Consider the following 13,608-nt stretch of genomic DNA (forward strand, 5'->3'; position numbering starts at 1 on the left):
ACGGCGGTGAAATGGTGCGGTCCTTGGTGTTCCCGGCCCGTGAGGGTGGAAGCGAGCGGTCGCCCCAGGGCATCGCAGGCCAGGTGAATCTTGCTGGTCAGCCCGCCTCGGGAGCGTCCGAGTGCGAGACTGCGGAGCCTTTTCGGGCCGCCGCAGCATGTTGGTGGGCGCGGGCGACGGTGGGGTCGACCGACATGAGCCAGTCGATGTCCCCGGCCTCGTCCGCCCTCGGCTGGGCAGCCTGGAGCATCCGCTCGGACGTGCCGTCCAGAGCCCACCGGCGAAAGCGGGTGTGCGGCGTGGCCCATGGGCCGTACCGCTTGGGCACGTCACGGCATGCGGTCCCGGTACGGAGCTTCCACACGATCCCGTTGAAACCGCGCGCTCGTCCAATCGCTTCCTGCCCCGCAACGACTCGGGCAGCAGCGGGCGGACGAACTCCGACTCGGCAGCCGACAGTTCGTGGCGACGCGGCACCCGGCCGTGATCCACCAGTCGAGATCATGTGAAAGACGCCGCCTGGACGGATAAACCTGAACGGCCCGGTCAGGGGCCGCCGCGGTCCCTAGGCGTCTGCAACGGGGTGATAGCGCACATCGACCTCGGCAAAGGGTTGTGAGCCGTGGGCGTGTCGCAGCCGGATCGGCTTGCCGCCGGGGTTGTCGAAGAGTCGGATGCCGTCACCGAGCAGGATGGGTGCAATGTGCAGGTCGATTTCATCGATCAGGCCGCGTTCGAGCAGTTGGCGGCCGATCGTCGGGGAGAGGACTTCGAGGTTCTTGCCGCCGGCGGCCTCCAGGCCGATGCGTACGGCCTCGGCCACGTCGCAGTTCAGGAACGTGACGCCGTCGGCGGGTGTGGCGTCTTCGGGGTGGTGGGTGAGCACGAAGATCGGGCCGTTCCAGTCCTCACTGTAGGGTCGGGCGCTCGGGTCGCGGTCCCAGCCGTTCCGCCCGCCCAGGACCGCGCCGGTGGTCTTGACGTACTCCTCTTCCACGCCGTCGCGGCCGGTGACCCCGGTCAGCCAGTCCATGGCGTGGTTCGGGCCGGCCACGAACCCGTCCAGCGACATGCTGAAGTGAAGGAGTACTTTCCCGTCTGCGGTCTGCGGTCTGCGGCTTGGGGTCGTTCATTTTGGTGGCCTCCTGCGTTCTGCTTGCGTTCTGTGACTTTGTCGGACAGAGATGGATCGCGCCTGTCGCTTGGCCAGAGCTGCGCATCGGTGACGTCGCCCCAAGCGTCTGCCCGTGAGGCGAGACGCCGGCTTAGGGGCGGCGGCAGCACAGGGCGACGGCGCCTGTCGTGGCGACTGTGGTGGCGTGGGAAGGCGGCCGTTTCGCCGAGGCCGTCGGGCAGGAGGCGCACTGCTCCGCAGCGGGCACCTCCGCTGACCAGCCCGACCACTCTGGAGGACGTCGTGCCGCCGCCTCAGATCCCGACCGGCGACCCGCGCGTACTGGCGATGTCGCACACCGATCGTCGGCGGGGCGTCCCGTCGCGCTCGCTTCATTGGGCGAGGCGCCGGAGTTGCCCTACGTGGATGTCGCTCACCCACTCCCAGCCGGGCTTGGCCGATGGGCCGACCCGTGGGTCGGCGGGGACTTGGCCGTTCCGCAACGCGAGTACGTACGCCCGATCCTGGTCGATTCGTGCCTGCATCTGGTCGGATCCGCCGACGGAACCGTGGCCCGGGACGACGACGTCGACGTCTCCCGCCACGCCCTCCAGCAGTTGCAGCGCGGTGAGGTACTCCTCGATCGCGGTGGCGAGGTCTCCGACGTCGAGCATCGGAACCAGGACGTCAGAAAGCATGTCGCCGGCGACGAGAACCCCGCGTTCCTCGATGAACAGTGCCGCGTGGCCCGGTGCATGCGCCTGATGCTCGATGATCCGGACGTGCGGGCCATCCCAAGGAATCTGCGCAGTTCCGCCGGGCAGGCCGGTGATGAGGCCGAGCAGGTCCAGCGGGACCTACCCGGCGATCTCCGTCTCGAGCAGGTCGGCGGCGATGCGGGCCTTCGCACCTGGGTCCGACAGCACATCTCGCATATGAGCCGCGCAGCGGGCTGTACCGTAACGGGGCGCCTCGCCGAGCTTGGCGTGCCAGAGCACGTGATCCCAATCAGGATGCGTCGAGAAGCCCGCCACAACGGGCTGGCCCACCTGACGAAGGTCGTCCGCGATGGCGACCATTTCGTCGCCCGTTATCCCGGGGTCGATGAGCAACACACCGGCCCGGCCCTGAACCACAACGGTATTGGTCTGCACGAACTCGCTCTCGTGGACCAGCACACCCTCCGCGACCTGCCTCAGCACGAGCTCGCCTCCTTTGCGTCCTGGATGGCGTAGAGATGCATCGTGACGCCCTGCTCGAACGATCGATGCTCGAGCAGGGCGAGCTCGATCGGCACGGCGGCGTCGGCTGTGACCTTGCGCTGCTGTTCGGTGTTGTCAGGCATGGTGGGTCCGTTCTCACTGTTGACGGTCCAGTCCGCGTACTCCCAATCTGTCGGCGCCTCATGTGTGACGACGAAGACGTGATCACCCGCTGCCGGTACGCCATTCCAGCCGTTCGTCTGGTCGAAGAGGTTCCGCCCCATGATGACCGCGCCGATGTCGGTGTAGACGGATTGCATGAAGTCCTTGGACGCCTGCGTGCTCTGCATCGCATCCTCGTCGGATTCGGACAGTTTCCATTCGACTTTGCCCGCCGACATCCAGTCGAACAAGGACCCGACTTGGCCGTCGTCATAAGCGATATAGCCGTCGGCCGACACCGCCGCGCAACCCATGATTGCCTTGCCCATGATGATTCCTTTCGTCGCTGTGTAGTCCTGCAGGGCCAAGCGGTCACTCAGGCGAGCACTCAAGTGCCCCCTCCATCTGGGTAAACTCCGCTCGGGTGTACTTGGCGACAGCTTCCTCAACGACAGGCCGCGTTCTGCCATCAATGCCGTCCACGCGATCGAGCAGCGCACCGGGACGCCTGTCGCCGTCGAGCTCTAGGCTGGATGCCGCCAGGGAATCACAGGCGCGCGATGGTCGATGGCGAGGCCGTGCAGGGGGCACGGCTGCCGCGGCTCGCGGGGGCACAGCACGAACGCCTCGCTGATCGTCGCGCGATACAGGCGCCACGCGGCCGGTGCGGTGACGTCCTCGACCGACAGGGCGGCGCCACCCCGGCCGGGGTCTCCGGGGAAGATCTCGATACCGCGGTCCAGGTCGCGGCCGGTCAGCTCGGCAGCGGTGCCGGACAGGTACACCGCCCGGCCGTGGTAGGCCGGCACCGTCGAGTCGAAGATCACCATGCTCAGCCGGGGACGCGCGGCGAGGTTGCGGGAATGCTGCGTGTCGGGGCTGGACACCCAGAAGATCTCGGCGTAGTCAGCGGTCGCGAAGTAGACCGGCGACGTCCACGGGATGCCCTCGGCGTCGGCGGTGCCGAGAATCACGTACAGGTTGGCGTCCATCAGGCCACGGGCGTGGGCGTCCAGATCGATGTCGGTCATGACGCCGCCCCCCGCTGGACCCGGTGGATAAGGCTCATCAGGGCCTCCGCGCCGCGTTCGGTGGTATCGCGTCGAATACGGTAGGCAGATTGACGGCGGCGATCGGCTCCGTCGGGCCGGTCGGCCGGCCTGTCCGCGGGCGGGTGCCGCAGTTGAGCAGCAACGGTGTCCAGTGGATCGAGAGCTCGTCCATGACGGGCACCCCGCATCCGGGAACACGGTCGGGTGTGCATCGTGACCTCCTTGTTCGACGGTGTACACCCAGGCTGGCGGGCGGCACGCATCTGGACATCCGTGCTGAGCACTGAGCCGGTACGGATTGGTCACCGACGTACGCCATCCTGGTAGGCGTGGACCTGACGAAGATCTCGACCCGGGAGGCCGACGTGCTGGCCGCCGTGGGCCGGCACCTGTCGAACGCGCAGATCGCCAGTCGGCTGCACATCTCGGTCCGGACGGTCGAGAGCCACGTCGCGGCGCTGCTGCGCAAGCTTGACGCGTCCGATCGACAAGCCCTGGCCGCGTTGGCCGAGCAGGCCCGGACCGGACGGTTCGTCGGCCTGCCGGTCAGCCGGACGACCTTCGTGGGCCGCGCGGCGGAGGTGGCCACCGTCGAGTCGGCGCTGGACAAGTCCCGGCTGGTGACTGTGGTCGGCCCGGGCGGAGTGGGCAAGACCCGGCTGGCGGCCGCCGTCGCAGAGCGGGCGCAGTCGCGGTTTCCCGCCGGCGGCGCCTTCGTCGACCTAGTGCCGGTCCGGACCGCGGCCGTGGCCGGCTCGGTGGTGCAGGCCGTCGCCGACGCGTTGGACGTGACCGTGGGCCCGACGCAGTCCGTCGAGCGGGCAGTGTTCGAGCGGCTGCGCTCGGGCCGGCCGCTGCTGGTGCTGGACAACTGCGAGCACGTGATCGACGAGGTCAGCGTGCTGACCGAACAGGTGCTGGCCGCTTGCCCGCAGGCCACCGTGCTGGCCACCAGCCGGCAGCGACTCGGTGTCACCGGCGAGCGGCTCGTGCACGTGCGCCCACTCGCCGGCACCGAAGTTGAGCAGCTGTTCCGGGATCGAGCCAGCGCCGCGGATCCCGGGTTCGCCGCGCTACCGACAGTCGTGGCCGACGTCTGCGCCCGGCTGGACGGTCTGCCGCTCGCGGTCGAGCTGGCCGCCGCCCGGGTGGCCGCGCTCGGCGCCGACGGGCTGCTGACCGGCCTCGACGATCAGCTGCGGCTGCTGGCCGGCGGCAGGGGGGCACACGTCCGCCATCACTCGCTGCGCGAGCTGATCGGGTGGAGCTACGACCTGCTCGACGCCGACGAGCGAACCTTGTTCCGCCGGCTGTCGGCCTTCGTCGGGGTGTTCGACCTGGACGCCGCGGCGGCGCTGAGTCCGCAGGCGACCCCGGCCGAGGTGGCCGATCTGCTGGGCCGGCTGGTCGATCAGAACCTGGTCGTGCGCACCGGCCCCGGATGGCGGCTGCTCGACACGATCCGCGCGTTCGGCCTCTCGCAGGCGAGCGCCGTGGGAGAGCAGGACGCGATTCGTGAGCGGTACCTGCTCTGGGCGTTCGCGACCGCCGCCGACGTAGAGACCCGGCTCGACGCCGACTGGCGATCGGCGTTCGACGGTGTCGCCGATGACCTTCGGGCGGCGGCCATCGCGGTCGGATCGGACCCCGCGGCCCACGGCTTCCTGCGCACGCTCGCCCACCTGACCTTCGCCGCGGGCCGGTTCGTCGAAGCGCGAACGCTCTATCAAGCCGCAGCCCGGTGCGCTACCGGCATCAAGCAGGGCCAGGACCTGCGAGCCGGCGCCTACGCCGCGCTGGCCGTCGCCGACAACCGCACTGCCACCGAACTCATGCGGCAGGCCGTCGAGGCCGCGGGCACCGCCGACCTGCGTGCCGAGGCCGTGGTGGTCGGCGTGCGCTACAACTTCGGGCCGATCGAGTCTGCGACCGATGACCAGACGCGCCTGCTGGCTGAGGCGAGGAAGACAGCCGACGCGAACCCGATCGATCAGCGACTAGCCGCGCTGGTCGCCATAGCGACGGCCTGGCACGAGGGTCACGGCTGGATGCCCGACCTGGACCGGGCCCGCGAGGCCATGGAACTCGCCCAGGCGGCCGGCGATCCACTGGTATTACTCGCCGCAATGGACGCCCTGTGCAATGCACTCGACCGCGCGGGGGCCACCCGGGAAGCCCACCGGCTGGCCGGCGAACGACTGCGCATCGCGACCACCCTGCCGCGCCACGACCCAGCTGCGGCCGCCGAGATCGTTGACGCGTTCCACGTCGCGCCGAGGGCCGCGCTGGGCGCAGGCGACCTACCCGCCGCACTGGCGCTGGCCCGGCAGGCCCACGCCGACGATCCGATCGGCGGGCATCCGTACCTGCAGGCCCCGCGACTCGTGCGCGTGCTAGCCCTCACCGGCGACTTCGACGAGGCGATCAGCCGAGCCGAGACGTTGTGGGCGGCGTGGCGGCGCGACGGTAACCCGTCGATGCCGTGGATGAACTCGGCGCTCGCCCTCGCCGGGATGATCCAGGGCCTGCGCGGCGACCCGACGGGCCAGCAGCGATGGCGCGAACGGGCGCTGACGGTCGCGGCCGGCTCGCCCGTCGTGGCGGCCTGCAGGGCGTTCGCCGACGCCCGGGTCACCGTCCACTGCGGACAGTATGACGACGCGGCCGACCAGGTCGAACGGGCCTTCACGCCGTTCTCCGATCAGCGGTGGGTCGGCTACGCGCGCCTCGTCGGGGCCGAGCTCGCCGTCATGGCCGACCTTCCCGACGCCGGAGACCGGATCATCGCCGCCGAGCCGTACGCGGCCGAGAGCGACTGGGCGGCCGCGTGCCTGGCCCGGGTGCGCGGTCGGCTCGGCGACCACGCCGCCTTGGCGGACGCAGCGGAGCAGTGGTACCGGCTGGGTGCGCGCTTCGAGCGTGCAGCCACGCTGGCGCTGCTGCCCGACCGGGCCGATGAGGGGCACGCCGAGCTGGCCGCGCTCGGCTGCCGCTAGGGGAATTCATCGCGTGCCATGAGCTCCTTATGCCGTCCGAGGGCTTGTTGGGTATCGCCGAGGTGAGCCCAAAAGGTCGCGGGATGATCTAGAACCGCGCTGAGAGGCCCGCCCCGTCACCCATACGGCTCAGTGGTGTTGGTGGTGAGGGACTGTACAAAGAACGGCTCTGGCACACTTTCGGTGGTGAAAACGTGATAGTTCGTGTCGGTACACGGCTGTCTCGGGATGCTGTGTCAGCGTGACGCCGGTGTGACGTAGAGAATCTTGCGGGAGTGGTGTTCCCGTGGCTGGCCGGCCTGGTCATCGGCGTTCAGGAGCGTTCCTCCAGTGAGTTGTCCGGGGAAGCGCCTGGAAAGGTTCAACAGCTGCCGGTCAGTACCAGTGACTACGAGGCTCCGCCAGACTTGTCGTTGGCGGAGAGGTGGTCGTGCAGGGCCGCGTGGCGGAACTGGTGGACCGGGCCGACGGCACGCAGCAGCCCCAGGCGGTGGGCGTCGTCAAGGAAGTCCATGACCCGCCAGGGAAGCCGACGTTGGATGGCCAGCCGGGCCACCGCGATGGTGCAGACCAGCCACGCATGATGGTTGCCCATCACGAGCCCGGCCCCGAGCCCGAACACGAGCCCGATCGTGAGCCCGGGCACAAGCCCTTCCCAGGGCCCGAACACGAGCACGATCCCGATCCCGGGCCCGAACACGAGCCCGGTCACGAGCCCGGTCACGACCATCCGCAGAAGGGATAGCGCTCTGTCGGCTCGCCAACTGGAGCGGGGTGTGCTGGTCGATGCGAGCGTGGGTTGTTCCGCCCAGGTGATCAGCCCGGATGCCAGTGTGATCCCGAGCCAGAGGGCGATTCCGAATCCAAACCCGGCATCGAAATCGAACTCGGAATCGAGATAGACCCCGCGATCGAGATCGACCGTGAACATCGACACGAACGCGATCGTGAGCCCGGACACGAACGCGATCGTGAGCCCGGACACGAACCCGATCGTGAGCCCGAACGCGAGGGTGCCTTTTATAGAGCGGAAGAGAAAGGACGTTCGTCCGCGCAGGCGCAGGTCTGCGTAGCCGGGTTTTTCGTTAACCCAGGAGCTGGCGCGCACAAGCCAGCTCGCGATCCCGAACGTGATCACGAGCCCCATCGCGAGCCCGAACGCGATCGTGCGCGTGGCCCCGAACCAAATCCCGAACGCGATCCCGAACACGAGCAGGACTGTTGACCGGATGTGGGGTGTGGTGCGGGCGATGTGCCACCAGGTGGTGTCGCGGGTGGTGGCCGGGGGGAAGGCACGAGCCAGGTAGGTCAGGTGGCGGCGGGTGGCGTCGGGGTCGCGCACACGTCGAGGCCGGAAGTGGTGGGCGGGGTCGGTGCTGGGCGGGCGCGCCTGGATCAGCGCGGGGATGACGTGGTCCAGAAGGTGAGTGCGCAGCACGTCGGCGTCGGCGTCGGCGCCGAGCGGTCCGGTCAGGGGGATGGGGTCGGCTCCGGGGGCGATATAGACGGTGCGGATCAGCCATAGGGCGAGCGGGGTGGCGGTGAGCCGGGTCAGGCCGGGGGCGGTGCGGGAGCGCAGTGCGGCCAAGGTCTGCCTCCAGGCGTCGGTCGGGGATGAGGGGAGGCAGGCGGTCAGGTAGTCCGCGGCGGCCTGGGGTGTGATGGGCTTGGGGACGATGACCGCGGCGGCGGTCAGTGGCCGGCCGGTCTCGTGGATGGCGGTGGTGAACTCTTTGCGGCGGCTGGTGAGGATGAGCTGGTCGCGGGCGGTCAGCGAGGCGTTGAGCGCTGCAATCACCTGAGCGCGCGCAGGCGGAGGGATTTCGTCCAGGCCGTCCAGGACGGGCAGGACGTGGCCACCTTCGGCCAGCGCGGCGGCGGCACCCGAGCCGACATCTACGGCCACCTGCTGGAAAGCGACCGCCATGCCGCGACCGAGGACATTTCCAGCGCTCTCCTGGGGAAACTGGCCCTGGTGGCTCCCAAAGCACCGAAGACACCAGTTGAAAGCCGGAAAGCAGAAGGCCCGTGACGGCGTAATACCTGCTCAGAGGCCTTTCAGTTGGAGAGCCGACGAGGGGGAAACGAGCCCCTGCCCTTCTGTTACTTCCGTGCTGTACAGCAACGACGGGGGCCACGTACAACTGAATCCACCCCTTCGCGTGGCTGAGCTGGCCAGCGCGAGGGCCGCTCTTTCGGGCAGTGGGGCCTGCCCTCGTCGGCGCCCGGCGCGTCCTGGCCGCCTGTCCCGCCACGTGCTGGAGTGGGCAACGTAAGACCAGGGCACCGCGGCCACATTATCGGCACCCCGGGCCCCGACCCGACGCCGGACGGATGGTGGCACGCCATGAGGGAGCCCAAGGTCCCGGACAAGAGCCTCGGGCAGGCCGGTGCCGCGAGGTGGCACAACCCGCATGCGCAGGCGGCCCCCGCGCTGTCCGCGGAGCAGCGGCTCGCCGCGCTCCAGCGGGCGGCGGGCAACCGCGCCGTCGGCACCGTCCTGCGCCAGCACGCTCCGAAGAGCCCCGGCGTCGTGGCGTGGACCGGGGACCCAGTCTCGATGGCCAAGGCGCTACGCGACCAACTCATGGCCGGCCAGCACGAGGAGACGTTCGCGAGCATCGCGGCCTCGCTCAGCGGCATGTGGATCCGCGACATCGTCGACACCCTGCGCGCGTTGCGGATGGACGCGGGAGCCTGGGGGCCGATCAGCTCCTCCCGGCCGTTCACATCCAACCCTCGGCTGGCCAGCGCAGTTGCCGTCGCCAACGGGCAGGCTCCACAAGAGGCCGGGCTGCCTGCCGACTGGAAGCAGAAGGTCGAGCTTACCGCCATGGCCGACGTGGAGCGCTGGCCGCAGGTCATCGGCCCCGACTCGCCTCCGCTGGTGCTGGCGCCCACCCCCGAGGTTCCCGGCGCACCCCCTGACCCGCGCCGCGACCCGGAGTACCACGCCGCCCTCTACGACGCCATCCGCAGGAACCGGGCCCTGGCGAGCCGGCACCCGCTGCGGCCCAAGAACGCCGGTCACATCTACGTGGGCCCGTCCCATCCCGGTGAGCAGCCCAAGGGGATGGCCGCGGACGACCCCAAGCGCAAGGCCGTCAACGAGGCCGTCTGGCGCGAGCTGGGGATCGGCGAGGGCACCCAGTCGTCAATCAACACGTGGGACGACGCCAAGTTCAGCTTAGGGCCGGGATTCGCGGCCACGGGCCTCCTGCCCAAGGTGATGGACAAACTTGCCGGGCAGGGCGAGGAGATTCTGACGATCCTGCGGCGGGCGGGCTTCCACCGCGCCAAGTCCGGCTGGTACGTCGTCGACCCTGACGCGCGCACCGTCGCGACGGGACGGCCCGCCCTCGACGTCATCGCCAAGGACGTCGGCCTGCTCAACACCTTTCTCGACACCACCGACGACCCGAAGCTGCGCCAGCAGTGGATGAACGCCCAGTGGGAGGTGCTGACCGGACAGGGAGGCGCGGCGGCCGTCCCCGACAACGTGGTGCGGTCCTGGAATCTATCCATGATCGTCTTCGTGGCGCACTGCGTACACTGGCGCACCGCCAGGCCCTGGACGAAGTGGGCCGCCGAGCCCGAGCCTACCCCGATCGCGGCACTCCGCACGATGTTCCCCCTCCTCCAGAAGACCGACGACCCGCGGATGCTCACGGCCCAGGCCGCGCAGACCATCCTCGGCTTCTCCGACGGGCTCCTGCGCACCCATCTCGCCGGGCGGGGCGGCGAGATGGGTGGCGGCGGGCCCGGGCCGCTGCCCGACGACTGGGCCACCGGCCACCAGGGCGCCATCGCCCTGCCGCTCGACGCGAAACGCACCAGGTTCTTCGTCGTCGAAGCCGAAGAGCCGTGATCCCCTGCCGCGACGACCGCGATGGTCATCTTGGGTTGTTGGCCTATTCTCCCAGGTCAGAGCGCGACGATCTTGTCAGGTACGTAAGGCATGTGGACCGGCCTTGAAGGCATGTTGCATCGAAGGCGTGCCGGGGTGTTCGCCCGAGCTCGCGATGCCGGTGGGCCGCTATCAGGGGCTGGGGTTGGTCTGGTCGGCCGCTGCGATCACGGCCACCACGAAACCCTGGTCTTCTCCCAGATCTGTATGCGGCCGGGGAAACTGCCCGAGCTGCCCGCTCGGCTTCCCTGGTATTGATTCAGCGCGGGGGCCGGGAGGCGAGGTAGCGGGGGACATGATCGTCACAGCAGGCCCAGCGGGTGCCGGACTTGTCGGCAACGGTGTATTTGGGGTGGTTGGGGCAAGGGTTGTTGCGGTCCCCGCCGCCCCAGGTGCATCGGATGCGGCTGGCCTGGCCGAGTCGGGGATCGTCGGGGTCGTAGTCCTCGATCTTGGCGGCGGGTGGGCGCAGGCCGGTGCGGTCGCCAACCTCGACGACCTCGTCGGCCCCGAAGGCGCGGCTGGCGCCGGAGGGGCTGAGGTCGGCGGCCTGCCCCAGGGTTTCCAGGGTGTAGGGGCGTGGGGCGACGTAGGCGCGGCCGTAGGCGAGGAGGAGCCGAATCTGGGTGTCGGCGTCCTTTTTGACCGCGACCAGGTCCTCGATGGTCGTCAGCAGGGGATCGAAACCGGGGCCGCTGGCGTCCCATGCCGCGTCCAGGCTCTCCACGAACGCGGCGCGGGCTTCCTCGACGCCGGCGACCGCAGTGTCGAACGACTCGGGTGTGGTCTCGTCGTGCTCGGTGGCGACCGGCATCGGGTGGCGGATCGCCGCGAGATCAGCAAGCATCTCACGTGAAGTCATACGAGAACCATGCAACCTTTTTTGCGTGAGTACAAGAACATTGTACGAGATCGCAATATTGAAGGAGTATAAGGTCTCCAGTGGCGGGATGATCTTCGCGCCCGCGCCGACAACGGCATCTCGTGCGCCGCCGGGCGGCTGGTCCTGCCGCCCGCGACCGCCAGGACATCGACCAGGACGCCCAGAGCGTCCCGCAAGAAGCCGGGAACATTGACGTGTCCGCGCCGGAGATGCTCGGGGCTGCCCGATCGTCGGGTGGGTCACGACATAGGCGATGGCCGAGGGACGGGTCCGCCCTTCGAATCACGACGCCGAAGATCCCTAGACGACAATGCCACACTATGCGAATATGTGTTCGATTAGGGAAGATCGTCAGCGGAGCCGAGTCCCGCAGTCATGTCGGAGTGCTCGCTTCTCCCCTTCTCCTCCAGAACGGAGTGCCTGTGCGCCCATCAACCTCTGCCCGAGCTCCTCTGTCCTGCCGATTAGTCGCCTGGGCCGGGACCCTGCTCCTGACGGCGGCCCTGCTCGTCACTCAGGCGCCCACCGCCGCAACCGCCGCGGCCGCCGCGACCGTCACCGAACTCGGCGTCGCCGCCGACAGGGGCGGCGACGTGGTGGGGCACAGCGGCAAAATCTTCGTCGCCGCCGACGATCGGATCGTGGTCACCAAAGCGACGGCGCGCTCATCGACACGATCAGCGGCCTGTCCGGTGCCGTGGCCCTGTCCGTGGCGGACAACGGCAGGAAGGTGTACGCGGCGCTGCGCGATTCGCATGAAGTGATCGAGATCGACATCGCAACACTCGCCATCACCAAGCGGATCGACCTCACCGCCTACCCGTGCCCGTCCACGCTGGCCCAGTCGTACGAGCGGCTGTGGGTCGGATACGGGTGCGGCCAAGCGGGGGAAGGAGGCGTCGTCGCCCTCGAGCTGTGGAGGCCGACACCCACCCTCGTCCCGGTCGGGCCAGGCACGACGCAGCCTCCGCTGGTCGCCGTCGCGGGGAGCACTCTGGTGGCGGGAGAGCCGGGAGCGGGCCCCGCCTCGATCAGGGTGTATGACGTCAGCACCACCCCGGCCACCCCGCGCGGTGAGATCCGCGCTGACACGTCCCTGCGGGACCTCGCCCTCGCCGACTACGGGTCAGCGGCGCTGTCGGCGCTGGCCGACACCCACCGGTTCGACGCCTGGGACACGACGACCAACGCCAAGACCCGCGCCTACGACAGCGGCGAGCTGAGCGAGCACGGCCTCCCCACCGCCGTCGCGGCCAGCCCGAACGGCGCCTACGTCGTGGGCGGCTGGAACTCCTCCGCGGGCGACGCGGCGGAGCTCGTGGTGTACGACGCGACCAGCGCGGAGGTCATCTACACAGCCGCCCACCAGGGGAAGGTGGTCGTGGCGGGCAGCATCGAGTTCTACGGCACACTCACCTTCGCGGTTTTGAAAGAGCCCGGCACCGGGCGGATGCACCTCTGGCGGCTGCCTCCCTCGCCCTACCACTCCTCCACGCTGACCTTGACGGCTCCCTCCAAGGTGACCGCGCTCAAGCAGTCGACCCTCAGCGGACGACTCACGCTGAGCAGCGGACTGCCACCCGGCGTACAGACGCTTGAACTGTACCGCTGGCTCCCCGACGGCACCTCCAGGCCGTTCCAGGAGATCGCCACGGCGGCGGACGGGACCTATCAATTCACCGACGCCCCGCCGTCGACCGGGGCGTTCAAGTATCAGGTGTACTGGCCGGGCAACTCATGGTTCTGGGGTAGCGGCTCCTCGGTGACCGTCACGGTGGCCAGGTACCAGCCGACGATCACCGCGACCGGACCGGCGACGGGCAACGTCGGCGAGCGACTCGAATTCAGCGGAACCTTCGGTGCCGACGGCATCACCTTCCCGCGGACGATCATCACCGTATCGCGCAAGGTCGTCAGCCCGGACGGCACCGGCACCTCGACGGGCCTGGTGAAGTTGACCCCCGCCGCCGACGGATCGTTCAGCTTCTCCGATACGCCGACCACGGCCGGCGAACACACGTACACCGTCAACTTGCTCGGCAACTCGACCATCGAGCCAGCGAGCACCACCCACGTGGTCACCGTCCTCCAGCCGCCCGCTTAGCATCCCGACGCCCGGGTGACGGCGACCCGACTCGCCGTCACCCATGTCTCCCGCCCCATCGCGAAGGACTGACAGAGGCTCCCAACCGCGTGCCACCGGAATACGGCTGAAACGGGCCGCGGGACGGCGTAGCCGCTGTTCAGCTCCTTGATCGTCAGCTGCGCGGGCTTGACTTCGCAGGGTCTGCA

8 protein-coding genes and 2 pseudogenes are annotated in these 13,608 nt (G+C 69.2%); 3 read left to right on the forward strand and 7 right to left on the reverse strand.

Translation table 11 applies throughout. From position 1 onward, the window contains the following. Nucleotides 1–97: 97 nt before the first annotated feature. The 5 genes and pseudogenes from EDD27_RS17605 to EDD27_RS17625 all read right to left on the reverse strand — a co-directional run bounded on the left by EDD27_RS17605 (nucleotide 98) and on the right by EDD27_RS17625 (nucleotide 3,509). Complete coding sequence (locus EDD27_RS17605; protein WP_127933398.1) at nucleotides 98–505, reverse strand: transposase; 408 nt, start codon at nucleotides 503–505, stop codon at nucleotides 98–100. Between the two features lie 60 nt (nucleotides 506–565). Continuing rightward, nucleotides 566–1,081, reverse strand: a pseudogene (locus EDD27_RS17610) (dihydrofolate reductase family protein); the annotation flags it as partial. A gap of 425 nt (nucleotides 1,082–1,506) precedes the next feature. Further along, nucleotides 1,507–2,316: pseudogene (locus EDD27_RS17615) on the reverse strand (MBL fold metallo-hydrolase). Continuing rightward, nucleotides 2,310–2,807: a dihydrofolate reductase family protein gene (locus EDD27_RS17620; RefSeq protein WP_127933400.1), complete on the reverse strand. Its 498-nt coding sequence runs from the start codon at nucleotides 2,805–2,807 to the stop codon at nucleotides 2,310–2,312. Before EDD27_RS17620 ends, EDD27_RS17615 begins: the two are co-directional and overlap by 7 nt. 195 nt (nucleotides 2,808–3,002) lie before the next feature. Next, nucleotides 3,003–3,509 (reverse strand): pyridoxamine 5'-phosphate oxidase family protein, encoded by a 507-nt coding sequence (locus EDD27_RS17625; RefSeq protein ID WP_127933401.1) that lies wholly within the window; start codon nucleotides 3,507–3,509, stop codon nucleotides 3,003–3,005. Between the two features lie 350 nt (nucleotides 3,510–3,859). On the opposite strand from EDD27_RS17625, the gene EDD27_RS17630 reads away from it, so the two are divergent. Beyond that, nucleotides 3,860–6,526: an ATP-binding protein gene (locus tag EDD27_RS17630; protein ID WP_127933402.1), complete on the forward strand. Its 2,667-nt coding sequence runs from the start codon at nucleotides 3,860–3,862 to the stop codon at nucleotides 6,524–6,526. Between the two features lie 388 nt (nucleotides 6,527–6,914). Here the strand turns inward: EDD27_RS17630 and EDD27_RS54285 are convergent, their stop codons facing one another. After that, on the reverse strand, nucleotides 6,915–8,453 hold the full coding sequence (locus EDD27_RS54285; protein ID WP_164903661.1) for a hypothetical protein: 1,539 nt from the start codon (nucleotides 8,451–8,453) through the stop codon (nucleotides 6,915–6,917). Between the two features lie 420 nt (nucleotides 8,454–8,873). Between EDD27_RS54285 and EDD27_RS17635 the strand changes: the two genes are divergently transcribed. Continuing rightward, nucleotides 8,874–10,394: a hypothetical protein gene (locus EDD27_RS17635; protein WP_127933403.1), complete on the forward strand. Its 1,521-nt coding sequence runs from the start codon at nucleotides 8,874–8,876 to the stop codon at nucleotides 10,392–10,394. 298 nt (nucleotides 10,395–10,692) lie between these two features. Here the strand turns inward: EDD27_RS17635 and EDD27_RS17640 are convergent, their stop codons facing one another. After that, nucleotides 10,693–11,295 (reverse strand): hypothetical protein, encoded by a 603-nt coding sequence (locus tag EDD27_RS17640; protein WP_127933404.1) that lies wholly within the window; start codon nucleotides 11,293–11,295, stop codon nucleotides 10,693–10,695. Nucleotides 11,296–12,013: 718 nt separating this feature from the next. Between EDD27_RS17640 and EDD27_RS17645 the strand changes: the two genes are divergently transcribed. Next, nucleotides 12,014–13,420 carry a YncE family protein gene (locus EDD27_RS17645; RefSeq protein ID WP_127933405.1) on the forward strand — a complete coding sequence of 469 codons (1,407 nt, stop codon included), beginning with the start codon at nucleotides 12,014–12,016 and terminating at the stop codon, nucleotides 13,418–13,420. The last annotated feature ends 188 nt before the right edge of the window (nucleotides 13,421–13,608 follow it).

The organism is Nonomuraea polychroma (assembly GCF_004011505.1).
In the GTDB taxonomy this organism is placed as follows: domain Bacteria; phylum Actinomycetota; class Actinomycetes; order Streptosporangiales; family Streptosporangiaceae; genus Nonomuraea; species Nonomuraea polychroma.